This is a genomic window from Pseudomonas sp. MF6394 (assembly GCF_002018845.1).
In the GTDB taxonomy this organism is placed as follows: domain Bacteria; phylum Pseudomonadota; class Gammaproteobacteria; order Pseudomonadales; family Pseudomonadaceae; genus Aquipseudomonas; species Aquipseudomonas lactis.
Genome location: NZ_MVOJ01000039.1, coordinates 51,974 through 72,965, shown reverse-complemented (window position 1 = coordinate 72,965; position 20,992 = coordinate 51,974). Strand labels below are relative to the sequence as shown.

Here is a 20,992-nt window from a genome sequence, read left to right as displayed (position 1 = left end):
TAGAAGATGATCGCGTTGCCGATCAGCCTGGCGCACTGGTTGCTGATCTCGATTTCGATGTCGGTGCGGCCGGTCAATTCCTTCTTCCCACCGACTTGGGCGATGGTCGAGCGTAGCTGGTGATAGGACTCAATGCGGTTCTGCGAGCGGTGAACATTACGCTCCAGTTGCGGGTCGCGCAGGTAGCGCAGTGTGTAGATACTGCGGATGAGCTTGTCGAACTCGAAGATTGCGCGCCGCGTCGGGTTCGGCGCCGTATAGGTGCACAGCTTGCGGATCAGCGTGCCCTGCGTCATTTCCTTCAGGCCCAGTGTGGCGACGATTCGGTCGATGTTCGCCTTCTCACCGACGATGAGTTGCCGGTCGATCTGGCCAGCCGGCCGGATCAGGCATTTCTCGTACAATGCCAGATCATCGGCGCAATACAGCTCCTGCAACTGGTCGTCGAGGTCGGTGAAGCGCGGCTCGAAACGAAGTCCGAACCAGTGCAGGATGGCGAAGTTGGCCTTGTTGATGCTGTGCATGTCGCCGGTGATCGCGCTCGGCACGATGTCCGACGTGTTGCGGTACCAGATGTCGAACACGTGGTGAGCCTCGTACTCGTGTGCGCCTATCAGGTAGCCGTTCAACGGCACGTGATTGCACAGCAGCGTGTAGGCGACGACGCCCTTGCCGCGGCCGAAATATTTGCGCGAGTAGCGCGCCTTCACAGTTGGTCGCTCGACGCCGAATTTCTGCCCATCAACGGCACCGTACAACGAATCGAGGTCGAACGAGTAATGCGGGAAGATCGGCAGTGCGGCGATGGCGTTGCTGATGCAATCGTTGGCCACATGTAGCGTCGCCTGGCGCAGGTACTGCTGGTAGGTACTCTCCAGGACGTGGTACGGGATGTCGCTGGTACGTGCCATAACCTGGTTGCCGTGGTTCATGGCTTGGGCAATGATCACCGCCATCAGACTGTCGGCGTCGGCTACCTTCTTCGCATAGCGTGGCTGCAATGGTGTCAGCGCCGACAGGAACTGGCACTGGCCGTTGACGAAGCGAAACACGTCGGCGACATCGCAGTATGGCAGTTGCTCGTAGAGAGCTTGCTCGCGCGCCTTCTGGTTCTCCCCCTTGGGCTTGCGCCAGGTCAGTCTCTGCGTGTCCTTGTCGTATTCCAGGTGCGTCAGCTTGCCCTGTTTCAGCTCGCGATTGAACGCCACCCATTGCGCACGCAACTCGGCCGCCAGTGCATCGAGCTGGGCACTGACCGGCTGCCGCAGGAAGGGGATGTCCATCTGCGCGAGCACGGCGGCTTTCTCGTCCATCGAAACCAACTCGTCGGACAAATGCCGGTGCTGCAAGCTGTCGTCAATGTAGAGCTCGCCCGCCTGGAAGCGTTTCCTGACCTGACGGTAAAGCCAGAATTCGTAACGATCGGCATGCAGGCCTGTCGGCGTGCCTTCGGCATCGAACATCAGCAGGTACGGACGCAAGCGTTTCGGCAGCGTTGCCGCCGGACATTCGTCGAGTGGCCGTTGTGATAGGCGCTGCTGCTTGGCGAACACGCTCTTGGCCCAAGTCAGCGCCGCGAGCCATGGGTTATCGGGGGCCGTGCCGGCGAAGTCGAGCGCGACGTACAGCGGCCGTAGATGGCGTCGAATGCGTTCGGCCAGGCCGTCCACCGCCTGCCAGTGCAGCGCCAGTTTGTTCAGTGGCTTGACGCTCATGCGCTGCGCCGTGTTTTGCAGCAATTCCCTGGACATGATTTTGTAGGCGCGTTGGCGCACCTCGCCGAACGGCGTCGGATCGGCCACGCTGTCGTCCACGTACAGCGACAGCAGGCGGCCAACCTGCGGCGTTTCCTGATGGCGTCGCAGCTGTTCGGCGACAAAGGACTGTTTCGCACCCGTGCGGCTCTCGTCCTCAAGTTTTTTCATGTGGAAGGCCATCGCGTCGACCAGGTTGTCGGTGAGCTGCCGGTAACGTACCCAGGCATAGCACAGCAGGTAGAGCCGGGTCTGCTCCGCCTTCAGGTGGCGCAGGTCATGGACGGTATAGAAGTTCGCCAGGCTCGCGTAGTACAGCAGGTTCTGCTGCGAGATGCCGAGCTTGGGCAGCAGCGCCTTGGCGATCCCGTGCAAGGACTTCAGCGTGGCGCGCTTCTCGCGCTCCCCTGCCATCTGACGCCAGCCGAAATCTTTAGCGTCCTGCTTGAGCGCTGCCAGTTGAGACAGGGTGTCGTCACGCACCAGGAGCTGGCCCAGCGCAGCTTTGGCCGATTCGTCCAACACTTCTGCCAGCAAGCCGCCCAAGCGCCTGCGTTCGGTGGACAGGGCTTCACTGACCAGCTCTTGTAAGGTGGTGTGGCCGGGCCGGATGATTTTGTGCTCGCTGAGCCAAACGATCAGTTCGGCGGCCACGAATCCTGGCATTACGTCGCGCCGCACGATCTGTTCAGCCTGCTGTGCCAGTTGCGGCAGGAAGCTAGCCGCCCACGACCGGTAGCCGAACAGTTCGGCGATCTGACCCCTCTGGCTGTAGTGCTCATGCTTGGTGATCGCCTTGCGTTCGAACGCTTCGCCGTGGAAATAGCGACTCAGCACGAAGGCGCAATCGTCCTCGACCTCATGCCAATCGAAGCGGAAGAAAGCATGCTTGGCCTTGAAGTAGCCGATCTGCAAGACGCAATAGACTTGGGCCTGCAGGCTAGGCCGGCTGCTGGCGAACGCCAGTTCAGATTCGGTCAACGCCAGGTATTCCAGCCGCTGAGCATCGTCGAAGTCCGGTAGGCCGTACAAGGCTTCCTGCTCTGCGTCAGAAAAGACGGTGAGTAGCTTATTCTTGTTGCTCATCGACCGTCCTTCCCGCACCACGCCAACCTGCTCGCGTCAATGTTTCGATCAACGTAGTGCGCTTGACATTGAAGTTGCGGCACACCGCCGCCTTAGACATGCCGCCATCGAGCGCGGCGACGATGGCGTCCAGCTTCTCACCAGTGATCGCCTGCGGCCGGCCGCCGATCCGGCCGCGTTTGCGTGCGGCGGCCAAGCCCGCGACGACGCGCTCCTGAATCAAGGCGCGCTCGTACTGCGCGAGCGCACCGAACACCTGGAACAGGAATTCGCCCGAGGGCGTCGTAGTGTCCAGGTTCTCTGTCAGCGAGCGGAACGCCACCCGCTTGTCCTTGAGCGAAGTCACAATGGCGAGCAGGTGCGACAGCGAGCGACCGAGCCGGTCGAGTTTCCACACCACCAGCACATCGCCGGCTCGAACGAACTCAAGCGCCCGCGCCAAGCCGGCACGGTCATCCTTCGCGCCAGAGGCACGATCCTCAAACAGGTGACGCGGATCGACGCCGGCGGCGAGCAGCGCGTCGCGCTGCAAGTCCGTGCTCTGGCGGTCGGAGTCCGACGACACGCGCATGTAGCCAACCAACATAGGCGGATAACCATCAAAAACAGGTTTCCGCATAATAGTGAATAGCGATAGAGTTTTCCGTACATTTTTGAGGGGGTGTTGCACAGGTAGCACAGCGGCGGCTGACAGCCTGTCGCAAAACAAATGTTTTACGACACCTCCTTGAGGTTGCCGCGTTTACATCATTACCTGAACAGGTATAAAATTCCGTCATGACAAACAAAGAAAAACCGCTCGAATGGATCGCGAGCAGCCACAAGGATTTGATGGCGTTGCCGTCCGACGTGCGTCGCCGTTTCGGTTACGCGCTCTCGTTGGCGCAGATAGGCGATCAGGATGACGCAGCAAAGGTGCTCAAGGGGTTCGGTGGTGCCGGCGTGCTGGAGGTCGTCGAAGACGATGCCGGCGGCACCTATCGAGCGGTATACACGGTCAAGTTTGCGGAAGCGGTGTTCGTCCTGCACTGCTTCCAGAAGAAGAGCAAGAGCGGAATCGCCACGCCAAAGGCCGACATGGACATCATCCGCGCTCGGCTGAAGGTGGCCGAGGTATTGGCACAGGAGCTACGAAATGCAAAAACGAATCATTGAAGGCGTCGAGGTTCAGCGCAGCTCGGGCAACGTCTTTGCCGACCTTGGACTGCCTGACGCTGAAAAGCTCAAGATCAAGACCGGCCTGGTGGTCGAGATCAGGAGGGCCATGCGCGCCCTTGGGCTGACTCAACAAGCGGCGGCCAAACGCATGGGCATCCCGCAACCGAAGGTGTCGGGCATGATGCGCGGCGACTTCACCAATCTATCCGAACGCAAGCTGATGGATTGTCTGAATCGCCTCGGCTACGACATCGAAATCAAGGTACGGCCAGCAGCCGAGCCGATCGGGCATCTAACGCTCGCAACCGCTTAATCGGAGCTCTCCTGATGGCAGCCCGCATCACCGACGACGAATGGGACGAACTGACTCCCGAGAATTTCGATACCACGGCACTGCTGCGTGCAGTCGATGCCGTGGACGTGCTGCGCGGCGATTTGAATGACAGCGCAGACGGCGCACCTCCGCAACTGCGCACCGACCTGTTGAAGCTGCATCAACTGGCAATGGCCGCGTTCAACGAGGGATCACGCAGCCGAGTGGCTGAGCTATTTGATCTCGCCGTGGATCTTCAGGATCAGGTTGATCATCTGATGACCTCGCTGGAACAAGTGCAAGAAACCCTGTCCCGGTTGACGGCGCTCTACCCAGAAAGCCTGTCCTGAATGTTCTTGGAGACAACCACATCATGAGCCGCAGCCGCCGCAAAACGCCCATCGTTGGGCACACGACCTGCCGTAGCGAGCGCGAGGACAAGAAACTCTGGCATCAGCGCTGGCGAACCCACGAGCGCACCGCGCTGGCCAGCGCGTCGCCGGAAGCTCTATGCGCCCATCTGCCTCTACTGGAAAACCAGGTCAGCAACGTCTGGTCGATGGGTAAGGATGGCCGCTCCTACTGGCCCATCAAGCGCCAGGCCGCCACGGCGGATCGCATTGCCAACCACAAGGGACGCAATCCGCAAGAGCGCGCCTCCCTGAAAAAGCGTCTGCTGCGCAAGTGGATGAGCAAATGAACCTGTCCACCATCGAGGCGCTGGCTATCGCTTGGGCGCGAATCGCTGAAGAAGCAGAACTCCCAGCCGGCTACGAGGGCACGGCGACGCCAGAGGCGCATCGGGCCTGCGAGGTGATCCAGGAGCGGATTCGAGAGCACGTCGTCGCCACCAATGACATGCGGCTGTTCGGCCTGCTGCACCTGCTTGGGCAGGCGTCGCTGCGCATGGAGCAAGCGCTGTGGCCGGAAGAATATGCGCGGATGACCCGCGAGGTCGAGGAAGCTCTCCGAGAGGCCGACGACCCCAACGCCAAGTCGTACACCCACGAAGAAGTCATGCAGGCGATGCAGGAACGCATCGACCGAGCGCGAGACAAAGCCATGTTGATCGGCTGACGGAAATTTCGGCGGTTCCGGCTGATCCAAGAATCTTGGCGTGACCTTACCTCCGCTCTACCGCTGGGTGCCAGCCTCGGCGCACGCCTAACCACCCAACTCAGAAAGGAAAATAAGTTGGTAAAACGCATTCCCGTATCCGAGCTTCGTCTCGGCATGTACATCCACAAGCTCGCCGGCTCTTGGGTTCGACACCCATTCTGGCGCGGCAGCTTCCTGCTGACCGAGCCTCAGGATCTCTCTGCCATTCGAGAATGTGGCGTCGGGGAGGTCTGGGTCGACTTGGCCAAAAGCCAAGTCGACCCAGAGAGCCCAGAGAGCCCAGAGAGCCCAGAGAGCCCAGAGCCCAGAGCCCAGAGCCCAGAGCCCAGAGCCCAGAGAATTGTCGGAGGAGCAATCTCTGCCGTCTAGTCCACTAAGCAAGAAAAGTGACGGCGCAACCTCAATGGAGAGCGAAATGTGTTATGCACGGAAACTCTGTCTTGCGGCCAAGTCCCAAGTCATGGACATGTTCCAGGAAGCCCGGCTTGGCAAGGCCGTCGACCCAAGCACGACGTTGCCGCTGGTCGGAGAAATCGCTGCCTCGGTGCTGCGCCAACCTCATGCCCTCATCAGCGTCGCACGCATCAAAACGCACGACGATTACACCTACCTGCACTCGGTTGCCGTCTGCGCCCTGATGCTATCGCTGGCCCGGCATCTCGATCTAGACGAGGAGCAAACGCGCCTGGCTGGCATCGGCGGACTGATGCACGACCTAGGCAAGGCCGCGATGCCGCTGGAAGTGCTTAACAAACCAGGCAAGCTCACCGATGCCGAGTTCGCCATCATGAAGCGCCACCCTGTGGAGGGCGCAAAGATGCTGCGCGCAGGCGGGGCCGAGCCCGGGGTGGTGGACATTGCCCTGCACCATCACGAGAAGATCGACGGAACCGGCTACCCGGATCGCTTGGCCGGTGACGCCATTTCACTCCTGGCCCGCATGGGCGCAATCTGCGACGTCTATGATGCCGTGACGTCGGAGCGAGCCTACAAAAAGCCGTGGGACCCGTCCGCGGCGATGCGGCAGATGGCCAAGTGGGAGGGCCATTTCGACAAACGCATCTTCCACGCCTTCGTCAAGGCCGTGGGCATCTACCCCGTCGGCTCCTTGGTTCGCCTGTCCTCTCAGCGTCTGGCCGTTGTCGTTGAGCCGGGAATGGAATCACTGCTGACTCCCAAGGTTCGCGTGTTCTTCTCGCTACGCTCGAGAGAGCCGATCCCGATGCAGACCATCGACCTGGCGGCCACGAGTTGCAAGGACAGTATCACTGGCCCCGAAGACCCGACGCTCTGGAACTTCAAGAACCTCGACGACTTGTGGATGGAATAGCCCCCACAAAACGACGGCCCCGTGAGGGAGCCGTTGAACATCGTCGAGCGATGCCCGTCCAGGGAGGGATGGCCGAGCTCGATTCTCCAGAAGGTAGCTGGTGACACGAGTGTTGAGCCCACCCAACTAGGGTGACGGAAATTTCTGGGGTTCCGGCTTACATCCCCAATAGCCTTCGGGTTTTTCTGCCGCACGGCGTACTCAAGGGCAACATACGCGGGTTCGCTGCGACCTTGGCTGAAGAGCAGCTGGGCCAGGTCGAATGCCGCATTAGCGTCTCCCTCCGCGTACTTCATGGTCAACTTCTGCTCCTGCAGGCTTGGCTTGCGAAGATCAGCTTTGGCCATACCCTTTTCTGGAGTTGGTTCGATGTGCTCAGTAGGCTTTTGTATCGATCCCGGTACCGGCCGGGGGGTGTGCGGTTGCTTTGGGATGGGCCTAGATAGCGTACGATGTGGATCAGGTTCCGGATGTACAAATGCCGCCTTTGGTATGGCCACCACCGGGGGTTGCATGGTGGCCAGGTCCATGTAGATCACTCTCTCCCGTGATAACGGGTGAGGAGTGTCGATCGGTACCCACCTGCTGGCTATCCCGTGATCGATCTTGTACCACTGCTGGGTTAGAGACTTCTCAATCACAGGAACATTTGGGTTCGCAGGGGAGCTGGAGCATCCAGTCAAAGCCAGGCCCAAGGCAAAAACGTAAAACACATTCATCTTTAATCTTCCAGATTGAAGAGAGCAGCGCCAGCGGAGGTAGACGGACACAGCTCCTCAACAAATGTCCGTCCTACTCCCCGGCTCTTGCCAGACTCAAGATCGAAGCCTTGAGCCGGACCGCCCACACTGTCGTTGAATGTCAGCCCTTCTGGTTGCGCTTGAGGGCATCAGTCAGTTGGGTTGGAAGGCTCTTGATCATCAGGGTGCCGGCAGTTTCGTCATATTCGATCTTCGAACCCAAAAGATGAGCTTCAAAACTGATCGAAAGCCCTTCTGCTCGCCCAGTGAATTTGCGGAATTGGTTGAGGGTGCGCTTGTCGGCCGGGATCTCCGGCGACAGACCGTAGTCTTTGTTACGGATGTGGTCGTAGAAGGCTTGCGGCCGATCCTCATCGATCAGCGACGACAGCTCTTCCAGGCTGACTGCCGCGCCTTGCTTCGTCTGGTTGACAGCGTATTCAACGAGGGTACTGACCTTCTCGCGGGCCGATTCCTCAGGGAGGTCTTCACTCTCCACAAAGTCGCTGAATGCCTTTAGCAGAGTCCGTGTTTCACCCGGACCGTCGACACCCTCCATGCAGCCGATGAAATCGCGGAAATATTCCGAAATCCTCTTACCGTTCTTGCCCTTGATGAACGAGATGTACTGCTTCGACTGCTTGTTGTTTTGCCACTCGGAGATGTTGATGCGTGCGGCCAGGTGGAGCTGGCCAACATCGAGGTGTCGCGAGGGTGTGACATCCAGTGTGTCAGTAACTGTGACGCCTTCGCTGTGATGCAACAGCGCAATGCTGAGGTAGTCGGTCATGCCCTGCACATAATGAGCAATGAGAACGTGCCCGCCGGTGGAGAGATTTGACTCTTCCATCAGCTTGGTCAAATGTTCGATCGACACATTCGAGAATTCGAGGAAAGTAGTTTCCTGCTTCAAATATTTGCTGAGCCAGCCACTGAATGGGTGAGCGCCTGATTCTGGATGAAACAAGCCCCAGGCCTTTCCCTGCTTGGCGTTGTAGGCGTCATTCAGATCTGCCATCAGGGTTTCAGTCGTCTGAGACTCTGCCGGCAGTTCGTGGTCAGCAAAAAGGATGACCGCGGGATTGCCGTCGGGTTTTTTGTCGATATGGTGAATGACAATCTGCTTTATAGGCATGGTGGCGCGTCCTGTACTTGGCTGTTCTGGCGTATGAGTTCCGCCAGATCTAGGCCCCGCAATATGCGAGGGCATAATTGATGAGGTTAAGCAGGGATCAAGGCCCGGCGAGCTGCACGAGCAAAGTCAGCAAGATCGGCATGCTGAATCCACTCCTCAATCATCAGTGCAGCGTTGGGAGTCGTTCTTTGAGCCACCAGCAGGCCAGCTTCAGCTGCGTGAATACGCTGAAGCGGATCAAGCTCATAGCCAGTAGCGGCCTCGATCAAGCTGAGCAGCTCGTATGGCTCCTTGGAGAAACTGGCAAACGGATTGATCACAGCACTTGGCTGGTCACTGCTGAATTGCAAGAGAGTGCCCATCACAAGGGGCTGAGGCTCTAGGTTGATCATGGTATTTGGTCGACTCTCGGTCTCTGCCGTCTAATGGCCATCATAACTTGTGATTCGCCAAGGCCCAGCCAGATGCCCCCTCTCAAATTCGTCGTGGCCTTTTGAGTGCTCAACCGCACAGGTTCAGAGTTACTCACGGCTTAGTCCGCTGGCGGCACAAGAGAGCCACGATCAGGAGAATCCCTGCGATTACGAGGATGATGCTGGGTAAAGGAACTCCAAGGATTTGAAAATCTGCAACCATACCCAGCAGAGGTATAAACCGCTGACCTGGGTCTGGGCGGTGCGCTGATAGGTAGGCGCCTACCACCGCAAACCAAACTGAAGCCATCAGGATGGCTGGTTGAAACAAGTTGATGATGAGGCCGGCAACGGCCCCAAGTACCACACCGAACAGAATGTAAGGTGCGAGGATGAGCAGGAATGCAAGTTCCAGGAGAGAGTACATGCAAGAGCCCCAGGTCAGTGCCTCGCTGACTTGGTTTGAGCAAGATCTAACGAGGCTGGTTGATGACCTGTTGCAACATAACGCCGCCAGCCCTTTTGACTAGGGGCGCCTTGACAGTCTAGCGATCGAGGCTTGACTCAATCCCCCATCGTATTAATCAACTGCATGAGGTTTACGGGCTTGGCGCGGGGCATTTCGTCACTGACATACAGATACTTGTGATCGAAGGCCTCCTTCCGGCGACTGCTCTCAAGCTCAATGGACGAGGAGATCCGATTGATACGCGCCTGCTGATTCTTAAGTGCGGCGACATAACCCTCATACTGCACAGCCACCTCATGGATAGAAGTCAGCAAGATCACGCCGTTGTACCACTGCCCCAGGGCAATTTGAGAAGGTACCATCCTCAAGAAACGGAAGCGCCCCCCCCCTTGAAACCCTGCCTGCAGCAGCACCACCGCACAGAAAATGTCCACGAGGCGAAGGGTTGCGGGGAAATGATCACCAAAGGCGCCTTGAGCGTGAACCGCAACGACGGCGTAAAGCACATCAGGGTGAAAACCGGCGAGTTCGGGAAACCAGCTCACCATCTTTTGCGACACGTCTTTAACCCGCTCGGTTTGATCACTGCCATCAAATAGCTCATAGATCAGGTCGCCAGCCAGCTGCTCAAGTACCACAGACGTGGTCGCTGCCTCCACCCTTGTGAGTAGTTCGCCCGATGTTGCTGCCTCGGTTAACTGAGCAACGGCTTTTTCATTCTTCCGGTTGATGATGCTTTCAGCGCGAACTTGGAGTTCGATCGATACGGGAGGCAGGAAAACCTTGTTCTCCAGATCCTTCGACCATGCAAACCTTTCACGATGGTCAATAGCCGGTGGCGCAACGTAATCGGGGAACAAGTCAGAAAGATCGGACTCGGCTAGCCATGGCTCAACTTCGTAATAGGTGTTCTGCAAAGACTGACGATCGGCGTGGCTAACGCGAATAGCCTTACCATCCAAGCCCCAAATTGTTAAGTTTCCGCGCCCCCCTCCACGCAGAATCTCTTGAGAACCGGCGAACAGATTTGGCACAAGATCCAGCTCATGCGGATTGGCTGCAGGTTGGTTCAGCGGGTCAGTGACAGCCCCCGGGGAACGAGCGCCAGGCTTAAGCTGATACACAAGGTCATTACCTTTCGGCACACTCAAAGAGTTATGCCCCTGCGACGACCCCCCCTGTACATATGTACCAGTCAGGGTCATGGCAAGACCTTCTGCGACTTCAATATCGGTCAGAAACAACCGAGGCAAGAAGCTACCGTGTGCTTTGTGGCGGATACCACGACCGATGCACACTCCAGATTCTACATACAGCCAGACTGCCTCATGATCTGGGACCGTGAGCCCGTCCTGGATGAGTTGCGAGAGTGGAATCCAGCATTGGGGAATGAGGGTCTCGCGAAGGTAGGTGTCGATGGCATCATCGGAGCCAGCATCAAACAAGCCATTTGGATTGATGATCGCTTCTTTGAAGCGCGAAGAGAGAATGGCGTCGTAGAGCACAGTGAACGTGCCCCAGTGGAAAGCTGCGACTTTATGCTTAACGCACAGCTCAAAGCTCGGGGCCCCGTTACGGAAGAATCGCAGCTGCTCATCATGCCACTTGGGCGTCGACACACCTATGTCCTGCGCCAAGTGCGAACTTGCTGCAACCCCGCGAGCCTTCAGCCTAGCAGAGCGCAAAGCTTCAACAGTGAACTGGTCGATACTAAGCCCATACAATCGAGCCCGGCCTGCGCGCAGCCATGCTTCAACAAAGGGAATGTTCGCGACCTTTACCAATCCATCCGCTGCGACAAGCCGAATATCGAACCGGGTGATCGGGGCCGCCGGCGCAGGAATCACGTCTTCAGCAGCTTTAATCACTTCATGAAAGTCGTTGTAGCCGAAAACCTTGGCAACCAGCTCACGCATGCGGTCAGGGTTCTTATGATCAATGAGATCAAGCCCGCGGAACAGACGTTTCGCGATGCCTTTGAATTCTTGGATATCGGTTTTCTGAAATGGGATACGGGTCATCACAATCGCCTTGAAGGTTACGCCTGGCCAATGCCTAGACGTGAAGGTATGCGCGATGAACGATGGTTGCTGGCTGACCTGTGGTGTGCGCAAAACCGACTTCAGGGTGTGACGTGTATCAGTAACTCGTTGCACAGCTGATGAAGCTCTTTATCCCGAGGTAACACGTACCAAGCCACGCCAGCGGCCCATTTCGAGACCCGGAAATCATAGGGCATCAGAAAACAGCTTGGCAAGATGATTTTTGGTTGAGTGCTTTTTGCTGGCTTCGTGAAGGTGGCTGAACCAAGTCGGACCTATATGAAAATTTTCGCCCTGCTGGCCATAAAAAACCGACGGCATTTTATCGGCTTGCCTACCTTGGGAGCTCGCGGAAAAAATCATTTTTTGCACCGAAATGAGGCGATCTGCTTACTATTTTCGCGGCAGACGGCCACTTGAATTTTGCGCCTTGGTTTTGGGTTGTATCCCTCAACAGCTGTGAAATGATTCGATCCGGAGTGTCATTTATAACAGCTTGAGGTTGTCATGTACCCAACCCGTCAGTCAGGTTTTTCACTTTTAGAACTGGCCGTTAGCATCGCGATTATGGCAATGATGGCTGCTGCTACCGTGCCTTCGTTTATGGAAAACATAAACGAAAAGCGAGCGGACCTGACTGCGCAAGAGACTCAGACCATCCTTGATGCGGCTCGCACCTATCGAGGGGAAAAAGGCTCCTGGCCAGGGGCAAGTCTCTGCGCTAACGCAATCACGGTACTAAAAGGAACCACGCCCCCTTATCTCGCTGGTGTATCAACCGTAAACAAGTACAACTCTCCCATAACGACCTCATGCACAGCCAACACCTTCAGCGTTGACCAGAACACCATCGCGGATTGGGACGGTGTCGTAGCTAATAATCTGCCCGGGACAACGGTCGTCTCATCAAGCACTCACCTCATCCGCAGCACAGTCGGTGTTCCAGGGAGTGAAGCGGCACTAAGCGAAAAGCTCTCTCGAACAGCCCAAGCCAATGCTGAGTTGAACCGGATGCGAACCACATTGTTGATGGGCAACAACAACATCACAGAGGTCAACAACGTCGATACGGTCTCTGTGACTGCTAGTGGGGGGATATCGGCCCAGACGATGAATTCATCGGGTCGAACGACAGTTGGTGACCTCGCCATCTCCGGCACTAACACCGAATCCGCCGCGTGCTCCCCGAATGGCCTAGTGAGCAGATCTGCAGCCGGCACACCGCTCTATTGCACCAGTGGCAAATGGGTCAAGCAGGTTGCATACAACCCGGGCAATGTCAGCGCTGGACAGGGATGCGGCGACTTTGCCAAGGGATCAATTGCATTCGACTCTTCAGGAAAGATGTTCGTCTGCAAGTGAGTGGATTAGTCCCTCAACGGACCAGGCGTGCAATCAAAGCGAAGCTCCGCACTGACATCAGTTCTAACAGCGGAGTTTAACTCCTCCGTCTTTGGCAATTCGTGCACAGCAGTATTCCATCGAAAGCCGTACCTCAATTACCCAGTGGCGCTGATCATGACCGACCCGTTACCGATAGAAAGCTGCCTATTGGGCAGTCAATTACAAGCCACTTTGCGTCAAATCCAACGTAGTGAACATAGGTCAAAGGTATCTCGGCGTTCGCTGCAAAAAAGGATGCGCTCCCTAAGAGGCAGTATTACTGCCGCCGTGGCTCTTTTTGCTGCTGCAATTGTGCCATGGTCACAAGCATCTACCTGGGCTCCGATCCGGACAACGTCTGGCCCGTCAGGCTGGGAGTCCGTGGTATGTGACAACGCTACCAATGGATGGCGTTCTTGCGAAATGGGCCTGAAAGTTGAACTCGTAGCCAACCCAGCTTCTATTGCAGCTACAGGAGAGGTCACCACCATTACTGCCACTGTCACTGACTATTTCGGCGGCAACGTAGGAGCAGGTACCAACCTAGCGTGGAGCACAACGAGTGGCACTCTCGGAGCTTCTCAAACGGCGACAGATGTAAATGGTCAGACAAGCGTAACTCTGCGCTCATCGAACGTTATTGGCGGTGCAACAGTCACTGCGGCAACCGTAACCAATGAGGGGCAAGGTTCATTGTATGTCCCATTCACAGATGCTTGGGCGGCGATAGCTCCCATCTACACGGGATGGGCCAACTATGACAGCCCTTACAGCTGCTCGGGCTGGACACCGGATCCAAGCACTGTTCCAGCAGGCAGCGCTTTTACGCAGTCACAAAATTGCTATCAAAATCAGATTGCTTATCGACAGGATCGACAGCAGAGCCTAGTAACCGGTCAGATCGTGAACGTTGGGGGGCCAGTACCAGCGTACCAAACAATCCTCATAACGCAGCAGCAGGCAGCAATCGGCACGCAGGCGCCTGCGACGCCGCCCCCTCCCGCAGCAGCGACTTGCGAATGGGTCGGGCAGAAGAACAATAACGATATGTACAGCCGTAAGGGATGGACGTATCTCACCAATAACAATACCTGGCTGCTTTACGATGTAGGGCCCACCGGTGTCGGGGCAAGTGCGGGTAAGAACTGGCGTGGTCCCGTCGACTACAACGGCTATAGGTACACCGTAGGAGCCAAGGCAGGAACGATGACTGCGGGTCGAAACTTTGAGTACGACCTTTATCAAATGTGCAAGGCTCCCTTATAAACTTGCACCGACTGGAGCGGGCAGAAAACCTCCGCTCACTCCGTGTGACTCGAACGATGGGTCATTTCACCTAACGTCATAGCCCACGTAGCCCAATTGATCTGCAAGGCCCTGCGTCTATAAGCCAAGTCTGCGGCGCAGCCATGGCGCTCGCTTGTCTGAAATCCCCTGGTCGGAATTGACTGAAACAAGGGGCCGGGATCTATACTGTGCATCCATACAGCATCGTGATTTCATTCCGTGATCATTACTAGCCTGCGCCAACTCACAGCTTCCGAAGTCCCTGGCCTGATTTGTGTTCTGTCAGGCAGGTTCTCCGGTGGGTTCCCGAGCCCTGCCGCGGACCACTACGAGCCGCCTATTTCCCTTGACGAGCTTGTTGATCTGCGAGCACCCCATGTATGGCTTGGGGAGGCAGAGGGTGTGTCGATGCTGCCGTGCGGCATTGTTTCTGGCAGCCGGTTGATAATTGATAGAGCTAGGACACCAAAAATTGGCGATGTCGTGGTTGCTTATATATGCAATCAGCCTGTAGTGAAGCGGCTGGACAAATCTCAAAATGGATCGTGGGTTCTGAGTTCTGACAATCCAGAATACCCACCAATTGAAGGTTCCGAGGAGATAGAGGTTTTTGGAGTTGTAACATGGAGCCTGACCCATCATGCGTCATGACAAACCTACCTACGCGCTTATTGATTGCAACCGTTTTTACTGCTCATGCGAAAGACTATTTCGACCAGACTTAAGAAACACTCCAATAGTAACGTTGTCAAATAATGACGGTTGCATAATTGCGCTCACTGATGAAGCAAAAGCGCTAGGACTTAGGATGGGTGACCCCTACTTTAAGATCAAAGACTTCTTGAGAGATAACGGAGTTGTAGCATTTTCTAGCAACTACGCTTTGTACGGCGACATCAGCTCAAGAGTTCAGCAAACCATTGAAAGTATGGTCCCGCGGGCGGAAGTTTACTCAATAGATAAGAATAAGTTGCATACTGTGGACGCCCAAACGTAGATCTTGTCCCCATGGACATTGACGCTTGCTCTTACAGAGATTCCACTTGCCTACCGTCGAACACATTCACTTCAGTCCGCATGACCTTTCTGTCAAAGACCGCCTGATTACCTACTCGCTGAATAGCTCCCGTGTAGTGATCGAAGGTCTACCACAAATATTCTGGGAAGACGGCTTGCCTTGGAGAGAAGCCAATCTCTGGGCTATGGAGAGAGTCACCAATGGTGAGGCACTCCTTAAGACCGTTTCTAGCAACCTGAATGGGCTGTTGAACTACGCGAAGTTTTTGGAGAGTCGCGGGCTTCAGTGGTTTGAGTTTCCGTCTCGAAAGGCTGATCGATGTCTTGTTCAGTACCGTGGGGCGCTTATCAAGGCTCGCGATGCTGGTCATATCAGTCCCGCTACGGCCTCCGAATACATGCGTAATTGCATCAGTTTCTACAGGTGGGTTAGGAGGCGTGGCCTTCTAAGCCCGTTATTGCCGCTGTGGAAAGACAAGCGCTATTTCATCAAATACTTTGACCAGGTCGGCTTCGAGCGGACGCTAGCTGGCACCACCACCGATCTTGGTATTCCAAACCGAAAACGCATTGGGGTCACTTTGGAAGGTGGGCTATTTCCAGTCTCTGCGGTTGATCGAGACACCATTCTTGATTTCGCAAAACAGAGCGCCTCACCCGAGCTTTACCTGATGTTGGCTTTAGGTTTCTTCACGGGTATGCGACTGGGAACGATCTGTGACCTTCGTATCGATACGTTGGAGCGTGCCCTACATGATCCGTCTGCTAAAGGTCTGCTTCTGCTATCCGTAGGGCCAGGTGCGTCCCCGCCCGTGCATACCAAATTTGGAGTAACTGGCCAGGTATGGATTCCCGAAGCTTTGTGTTCAGAAGTCTTGGAGTACGCCAAGGGTCTTCGCAGGTTGACTCGCGAGGCACTTGCTGCTGGCGAGCATCAAGACTTGGTGTTCTTGACACGTTTCGGAAACCCTTTTGGACGTCGCAACAGTGATCAATCTTCGGCCATAAACGTTGAGATGTCATCGCTTAGAAAATTAGGCATCGCGTCGGGCATCAAAACGCTCAGGAAGTTTCGCTTCCACCAATCCCGATGCACCTTTGGAACTGAGTTAGCTAGGCTCGCTTTAGCAAATTGCACTGATGTGGCGATAGTGATTGCTACTGTCAGCAATGCATTGCTTCACGGTCGAAATTCGGAGGCTACCACCTTCAAATACATCAAATTTGTGCAAGCCGCACCTGCTAAGCAGGCCATTGCGAACAGCTTCATGACTGCGTTTACAGGGATTTCTTCAATGCAGGGAGCAAGCGATGAATAATCTGACGTTTTCAGACCTGACGTTTCCAATGCTTGAGTACGCGAAAAATCAGACGCCCTGGGATATGGCACCACTTTTATACAACGGTGGTGCTAAGGCAAAAGTGAAGACTGTACGCAGTGAAATCACATCAGGTGCTTTGGGTGATCCCTTGCTGGAGCGGGTAGAACTTGTGAAAGGGCTCCATGATTGTTTGACCGATGATCTTGCCGGCGGAGGAAGCCGCTTTTCGGCGAATAACAAGATCGGTGCGTTGAGGAAGTTTTTTCAGTGGGTGGATCAACGCGGGCGTCCGTTGAGTGTTGATTCGGTCGCGGAAGCATACCTGGGGTGGGCTGAGCATCTTCTACAGCGTCACCGCGTGGAAGAATATCTAACCGCCGGATCGTTATACGACACGGCAAGTTTAACCGCGACAATGCTCGACCGAGTTCTGGGTCGAAGCTCGACGCTTCTCTACAGCACCCGAATTCGCAAACCAAGAGGCAACGGAAGGGCAGGTAATGGGAGTACTGGTAAGCAAAGCTTAGAAGATAGCTTTTTATTCGGTCAATTCATTGCCGACCTCTGTATGGCCCTTACCTATGAAGTCGTGACGGGGCCACTTCCCATCCAAGTAGAATTGCGGTCGGGTTCCACGCTACCTATCTGGTGCCGCCTGCGCGATACAGAGAAGGATGCGTCACGAGGGATTCGACCTCGAACCAAATTCCAGATTGCGGACATCCTACGAAACCGCGAACTTCGGAACTCTGACGTTTCAATCGAGACTCGATACCCGGCAGTGAACCTACGAATTGAAGCCGAACTGCTTATGTTCATAGCACAAACTGGCATGAATTTGTCACAGGCGCATCAGCTTCGAATCGACCAATACCATTACACGAGTCATCTTGACGGTTACCAAGTCAGGTCTTACAAAAAGCGCCGCCAGGGTGAAGTGCTGTTTGAAGTGTTCTCAAGCTACAAGCAGTGGTTCGAACGCTACATCGAGTGGCGAAACACGTGGTTTCCAGACGATCTAGAGGGACTTCTTTTCCCTCTCGTCCGTCTTGGGGGACGTCTCGTTCTAGAAGCTCCCCAGTTCACAGCTATCACGCGCCTCTGCACATATTCCGGTATTCAATTCGTTCGGCCTCGTAAGCTCCGGGGTGCGCGTATCAACTGGCTGTTACGTGAGTCGCAACGCCCCGAACTTGTGGCAGAAATCGCACAGCACACCGCTGAAACTTTGATTCGTGTTTACGCCGAGCCCAATCCGCAAATTGCTATGATTGAAATCAGTCGATTTCACCGGCAAACAGATCCCGTCGTTTGCTCGCCTGCTCCAGGTACTTGTGTGGCGCCGGTTCCAGAATCGGTCGTGGATGCTCCAACTAATGCTCCTGATCCCGATTGTATTAATGCAGCGGGTTGCCTTTTCTGCGTCAATCATCGGGATATTGAAAGCGAGGATCACGTCTGGTCTCTAAGTAGTTTGCGAATGCTCAAGAGCTTGGAGCTAGTTAGGTATCGTCCGGCGTGCACGGACAGATCTGAAGAGGCTGATCATCCAGCGATGCTTGCGGTCGAGCGTCTGAGTGCGAAGCTACGGTTCTTTCATGAAAGTAGCGAGGTGCGTCGGCTATGGGTTGAAGAGGCACTGGCTCGCATAGCTGAGGAGGACTATCACCCAGCTTGGGACGGATTTATTCGACTTGCGGAAGTTACAGCGGGGCTTTCCCTATGAATATGCTCTCGACATTAGGGCTTTCTATCGAGTCGCCTCTCGCCGTTCCTGGGGCATCGAATTACCGTCCAGAGAGCTGGCCTCCGCCGCCTGATTGGCCAGTCGTAATTGATGCGCTGGGTAACGTCGTAAGCCGCTGGGGCGATCCAATTTGGAGGCTTGATCCATGGGCCAAGAAGGCAGTGACCCTGAATTTTGGTGATGGACCAGCTAAAAAATCAGCGGCGCCAATCAGCTCAACGAACGCAAATTTGCTTCGAGTCATCACAGGCTGGTGGCTATACGGGCCGTACGGCGCTCGTGGCTACAGATCTCTTAAAACGCGTTTCGATCAGATGCGACGGCTGTTTGTTCTTTGCGAAGAGGCAGGAATCCTTGCCAGCGAACTAAGCCATTTTCCAAGCGTATGCCAACGGATACCTGCCTTTCTTTCTAGCTCAAGAAAAACCGAGTTTCTTTCGTTAATGCATGAGCTTTACGCGTCCAGAGATTCCGTAGGGTTTACGCTGCTGGATCCAGGCTCTCTAACCCGCCTGGCTGCGCTTTTTCCAACTCACCATACAACTCAAACACCTTACATTCCTCCACGCATTTGGCGCTATCAAGTGACTAGGCTGCGAGAGTGCCTTGATAACTTCCTATCCCATCGAGAACAGGTTGAAGCTTGTTACCGGTTCTGCTTCGCGGCTTACGAACATAACCAGAGGGTTTCGGAGAGAACGGCGTGCGTAAATGCCCCGCCTTTTTGCGGCTATAACATGCAGTTGTCAGGCACTAAAACGGGGCTTCGTTTTCTCGGCGCGTTTGCGGATACCGCGAAACGCTTCGGCATCTTTGAGCTACTTGAACGTTGGGTAGGGCGCAGTGGTGACTTGCAAGTAAGAGCGCTGACTAGCTATCTGAAACTGGTCAACGGCGTGGGATTGGCTTACATCCTTAACTTCAGTCTCATGCGGGTCGAGGAAGCATGGAATCTTCGAGCCGGGTGCCTTGACATCGAGCACGACAAGAGCTTCGGTGACATTTTTTTGTTACGTGGGCAGACGACAAAAACGCTCTCTGATAGGGACGCCATTTGGGTCACATCCCCATCTGTGGCGGTCGCCGTGAAGGCGATGGAGGTTATTTCTCTGTTTCGCTCACTACACGCACCTCACGAAGCCGAGAGAGTTCTCGCCGGGCGTTACTTGACCGATTTTTCTTACGAGCCCTGGAGTTCGTTGCGCAATAAAGGTAATCACTCACTGAGGCCGAGCATCCAGTCATATTCCGACTTTTTGGGGCGGTACGGGAAGCTCTTCGACTTAGAACGTTTGCGTATCACGACTGAGGATTTGAAATTAGCCCGGCTAGCTACCCCTTCATTGCCGGAGGAGTATCAAGCGGGCGCTGTGTGGCCGTTGGCTTGGCATCAGCTGCGTAGAACTGGGGCAGTGAACATGCAAGCTTCCGGGCTCGTAAGTGATGCTTCGCTTCAGTACCAGCTCAAGCACGTCACACGAGCGATGAGCCTTTACTACGGACAAAATCACTCGCGGATGCGTCTAGAGGAAAAGGCTCACACTCTGTACGTTCGCACAATGTACGAGACGCTTGGGAGAGAGTTACAGCAGCTTACGAGTGAGCGTTTTATCAGTCCCCATGGAGACAAACGAAAGGCTGAGATTGTTCGGCTGATTTCGCCAGAGGATGCGAAGAAGATGATTGGTTTGGCAAAGAAAGGCGCAGTCGCCTGTCGCCCGATCATTCTTGGCGTTTGTGCGAGTCGAGAGCCTTGTCCGTACGGCGGAATTGACAACATTGCCCATTGCGGCGGCGGTGATTCAGTGGATGCAAAACCTTGCCCTGATGTGCTGTATGACTCAGAAAGATTGGGTACGTTGGATGATCTTGAACATGTACTCAAAGAACGGCTTGCTACTGCTCAGGATGGGAGTCCGCTAATGGAATCGTTAATGGCTCAACAGCGAAGCGTAGAAAGCTTTCGTCGTGTCGTAAGGAGCGCAGATGGACGTTAAACTCCCTGCTCGCCGCAGCGCGGCGGATCAATATCGTGATGCTTTTGAGCGCCTGAAACTCAATAGGCCACAGCTTCTACCTAAGGGGACACCGGTCACTCAGAACAACGTGGCCAAAGAGGCCGGGAGCGACCCGTCGGCGCTTAAGAAATCACGTTTCCCGAGTCTCATCGCAGAGATAAAGACCTACGTGGAACAACATGCGGAGGAGCGACCTCCTTCGTTGAACAAGGTAAATCTTCTCGCTCGGCAGAAAAGCCGCGCCCTGCGTGATCGGATTGAGCAAGTTGTCCGGCAGCGCGATCAACTCGCAAGCTTATTGAGCGAAGCAGATGCAAAAATCGTTGAGCTGTATGACCGTATCGCTGAGCTTGAGCGGCAGTTGCCTGCGTCAAATATAATTTCGTTGGATCCGCGCGGGTCGAGAAAGCTTTGAGATAACAGCGCTTAGGGGGGTGTACCTCAAGCTTGACTAGTGACCACATCGCGATGTTAGGAGAGTTGGCATAACTAAAATTGTGGTACGGTCCTACGCTGCTGCATAAAGGGTGCATGGAGCGCTCACCTCAACAGAGAGGGAGCGCCATCATGCAAGTAGGTGTTTATGGATGACGGGATTGCCACCGCGTGAAAATTCTCTCGTATAACCCGGGCCATGATGGCGCCATTGTACTGCTTCA

At 55.3% G+C, this 20,992-nt stretch carries 20 protein-coding genes and 1 pseudogene; 15 read left to right on the top strand and 6 right to left on the bottom strand.

The genetic code is table 11. The features are described 5' to 3' along the window. A partial coding sequence (locus MF6394_RS28905; protein ID WP_078468051.1) for a Tn3 family transposase occupies positions 1-2,840 on the bottom strand: 2,840 nt, incomplete at its 3' end. After that, positions 2,824-3,426, bottom strand: coding sequence for a recombinase family protein (locus MF6394_RS28900; protein WP_010465829.1), 603 nt, complete (start codon positions 3,424-3,426; stop codon positions 2,824-2,826). The genes MF6394_RS28900 and MF6394_RS28905, both read right to left, overlap by 17 nt. Before the next feature lie 191 nt (positions 3,427-3,617). On the opposite strand from MF6394_RS28900, the gene MF6394_RS28895 reads away from it, so the two are divergent. The 7 genes from MF6394_RS28895 (at position 3,618) to MF6394_RS28865 (ending at position 6,760) form a co-directional block, all read left to right on the top strand. Beyond that, positions 3,618-3,995 carry a type II toxin-antitoxin system RelE/ParE family toxin gene (locus MF6394_RS28895; protein WP_003151133.1) on the top strand — a complete coding sequence of 126 codons (378 nt, stop codon included), beginning with the start codon at positions 3,618-3,620 and terminating at the stop codon, positions 3,993-3,995. Next, entirely contained in the window at positions 3,976-4,311 is a 336-nt protein-coding gene (locus MF6394_RS28890) for a helix-turn-helix domain-containing protein (RefSeq protein WP_001172026.1), read from the top strand. The genes MF6394_RS28895 and MF6394_RS28890 overlap by 20 nt, the downstream gene beginning before the upstream one ends. Positions 4,312-4,325: 14 nt before the next feature. Further along, entirely contained in the window at positions 4,326-4,661 is a 336-nt protein-coding gene (locus tag MF6394_RS28885) for a hypothetical protein (RefSeq protein ID WP_000741275.1), read from the top strand. Between the two features lie 23 nt (positions 4,662-4,684). After that, the gene (locus tag MF6394_RS28880) at positions 4,685-5,011 is read left to right on the top strand and encodes a hypothetical protein (RefSeq protein ID WP_000091614.1); all 327 of its coding nucleotides are present in this window, start codon (positions 4,685-4,687) and stop codon (positions 5,009-5,011) included. Continuing rightward, positions 5,008-5,388 (top strand): hypothetical protein, encoded by a 381-nt coding sequence (locus MF6394_RS28875; protein WP_001054412.1) that lies wholly within the window; start codon positions 5,008-5,010, stop codon positions 5,386-5,388. Before MF6394_RS28880 ends, MF6394_RS28875 begins: the two co-directional genes overlap by 4 nt. Positions 5,389-5,544: 156 nt before the next feature. Further along, positions 5,545-5,799, top strand: a complete 255-nt coding sequence (locus MF6394_RS34970; protein WP_274521150.1) for a DUF3391 domain-containing protein — start codon at positions 5,545-5,547, stop codon at positions 5,797-5,799. A 91-nt stretch (positions 5,800-5,890) separates the two neighbouring features. Beyond that, entirely contained in the window at positions 5,891-6,760 is an 870-nt protein-coding gene (locus MF6394_RS28865; protein WP_223198360.1) for an HD-GYP domain-containing protein, read from the top strand. 861 nt (positions 6,761-7,621) lie between these two features. On the opposite strand, the gene yejK is transcribed toward MF6394_RS28865, so the two are convergent. From yejK to MF6394_RS28845, 4 genes are all read right to left on the bottom strand, one after another. Beyond that, a complete protein-coding gene (gene yejK, locus MF6394_RS28860; RefSeq protein ID WP_078468049.1) occupies positions 7,622-8,635 on the bottom strand; it encodes a nucleoid-associated protein YejK in 1,014 nt (337 codons plus the stop codon). Positions 8,636-8,721: 86 nt separating this feature from the next. Further along, the gene (locus MF6394_RS34255; RefSeq protein WP_078468048.1) at positions 8,722-9,027 is read right to left on the bottom strand and encodes a hypothetical protein; all 306 of its coding nucleotides are present in this window, start codon (positions 9,025-9,027) and stop codon (positions 8,722-8,724) included. Between the two features lie 133 nt (positions 9,028-9,160). Continuing rightward, positions 9,161-9,475 carry a hypothetical protein gene (locus MF6394_RS28850; RefSeq protein ID WP_078468047.1) on the bottom strand — a complete coding sequence of 105 codons (315 nt, stop codon included), beginning with the start codon at positions 9,473-9,475 and terminating at the stop codon, positions 9,161-9,163. A 137-nt stretch (positions 9,476-9,612) separates the two neighbouring features. Next, complete coding sequence (locus MF6394_RS28845; protein ID WP_078468046.1) at positions 9,613-11,538, bottom strand: hypothetical protein; 1,926 nt, start codon at positions 11,536-11,538, stop codon at positions 9,613-9,615. 528 nt (positions 11,539-12,066) lie between these two features. On the opposite strand from MF6394_RS28845, the gene MF6394_RS28840 reads away from it, so the two are divergent. From MF6394_RS28840 to MF6394_RS28805, 8 genes and pseudogenes are all read left to right on the top strand, one after another. After that, positions 12,067-12,921 (top strand): type II secretion system protein, encoded by an 855-nt coding sequence (locus MF6394_RS28840; protein WP_078468045.1) that lies wholly within the window; start codon positions 12,067-12,069, stop codon positions 12,919-12,921. 444 nt (positions 12,922-13,365) lie between these two features. Next, the gene (locus tag MF6394_RS34015; protein ID WP_153046044.1) at positions 13,366-14,208 is read left to right on the top strand and encodes an Ig-like domain-containing protein; all 843 of its coding nucleotides are present in this window, start codon (positions 13,366-13,368) and stop codon (positions 14,206-14,208) included. A 240-nt stretch (positions 14,209-14,448) separates the two neighbouring features. Next, complete coding sequence (locus MF6394_RS28830; RefSeq protein ID WP_078468043.1) at positions 14,449-14,880, top strand: LexA family protein; 432 nt, start codon at positions 14,449-14,451, stop codon at positions 14,878-14,880. After that, positions 14,870-15,193, top strand: a pseudogene (locus MF6394_RS28825) (Y-family DNA polymerase); the annotation flags it as partial. The gene MF6394_RS28830 and the pseudogene MF6394_RS28825, both read left to right, overlap by 11 nt. Before the next feature lie 58 nt (positions 15,194-15,251). After that, complete coding sequence (locus MF6394_RS28820) at positions 15,252-16,565, top strand: site-specific integrase (protein ID WP_060766620.1); 1,314 nt, start codon at positions 15,252-15,254, stop codon at positions 16,563-16,565. Beyond that, entirely contained in the window at positions 16,558-18,294 is a 1,737-nt protein-coding gene (locus MF6394_RS28815) for a hypothetical protein (protein WP_060766619.1), read from the top strand. The genes MF6394_RS28820 and MF6394_RS28815 overlap by 8 nt, the downstream gene beginning before the upstream one ends. Then, the gene (locus MF6394_RS34815) at positions 18,291-20,312 is read left to right on the top strand and encodes a hypothetical protein (RefSeq protein WP_230957525.1); all 2,022 of its coding nucleotides are present in this window, start codon (positions 18,291-18,293) and stop codon (positions 20,310-20,312) included. The genes MF6394_RS28815 and MF6394_RS34815 overlap by 4 nt, the downstream gene beginning before the upstream one ends. Next, entirely contained in the window at positions 20,302-20,748 is a 447-nt protein-coding gene (locus MF6394_RS28805; protein WP_060765380.1) for a hypothetical protein, read from the top strand. Before MF6394_RS34815 ends, MF6394_RS28805 begins: the two co-directional genes overlap by 11 nt. The last annotated feature ends 244 nt before the right edge of the window (positions 20,749-20,992 follow it).

Coding starts and splice junctions, on each gene's coding strand:
- MF6394_RS28900 (WP_010465829.1), bottom strand. CDS start 3,426: ATGTTGGTTGGCTACATGCGCGTGTCGTCGGACTCCGACCGCCAGAGC.
- MF6394_RS28885 (WP_000741275.1), top strand. CDS start 4,326: ATGGCAGCCCGCATCACCGACGACGAATGGGACGAACTGACTCCCGAG.
- MF6394_RS28880 (WP_000091614.1), top strand. CDS start 4,685: ATGAGCCGCAGCCGCCGCAAAACGCCCATCGTTGGGCACACGACCTGC.
- MF6394_RS28840 (WP_078468045.1), top strand. CDS start 12,067: ATGTACCCAACCCGTCAGTCAGGTTTTTCACTTTTAGAACTGGCCGTT.
- MF6394_RS28815 (WP_060766619.1), top strand. CDS start 16,558: ATGAATAATCTGACGTTTTCAGACCTGACGTTTCCAATGCTTGAGTAC.
- MF6394_RS34815 (WP_230957525.1), top strand. CDS start 18,291: ATGAATATGCTCTCGACATTAGGGCTTTCTATCGAGTCGCCTCTCGCC.
- MF6394_RS34255 (WP_078468048.1), bottom strand. CDS start 9,027: ATGATCAACCTAGAGCCTCAGCCCCTTGTGATGGGCACTCTCTTGCAA.
- MF6394_RS28890 (WP_001172026.1), top strand. CDS start 3,976: ATGCAAAAACGAATCATTGAAGGCGTCGAGGTTCAGCGCAGCTCGGGC.
- MF6394_RS34970 (WP_274521150.1), top strand. CDS start 5,545: ATGTACATCCACAAGCTCGCCGGCTCTTGGGTTCGACACCCATTCTGG.
- MF6394_RS28845 (WP_078468046.1), bottom strand. CDS start 11,538: ATGACCCGTATCCCATTTCAGAAAACCGATATCCAAGAATTCAAAGGC.
- MF6394_RS28895 (WP_003151133.1), top strand. CDS start 3,618: ATGACAAACAAAGAAAAACCGCTCGAATGGATCGCGAGCAGCCACAAG.
- MF6394_RS28850 (WP_078468047.1), bottom strand. CDS start 9,475: ATGTACTCTCTCCTGGAACTTGCATTCCTGCTCATCCTCGCACCTTAC.
- yejK (WP_078468049.1), bottom strand. CDS start 8,635: ATGCCTATAAAGCAGATTGTCATTCACCATATCGACAAAAAACCCGAC.
- MF6394_RS34015 (WP_153046044.1), top strand. CDS start 13,366: ATGGGCCTGAAAGTTGAACTCGTAGCCAACCCAGCTTCTATTGCAGCT.
- MF6394_RS28805 (WP_060765380.1), top strand. CDS start 20,302: ATGGACGTTAAACTCCCTGCTCGCCGCAGCGCGGCGGATCAATATCGT.
- MF6394_RS28875 (WP_001054412.1), top strand. CDS start 5,008: ATGAACCTGTCCACCATCGAGGCGCTGGCTATCGCTTGGGCGCGAATC.
- MF6394_RS28865 (WP_223198360.1), top strand. CDS start 5,891: ATGGACATGTTCCAGGAAGCCCGGCTTGGCAAGGCCGTCGACCCAAGC.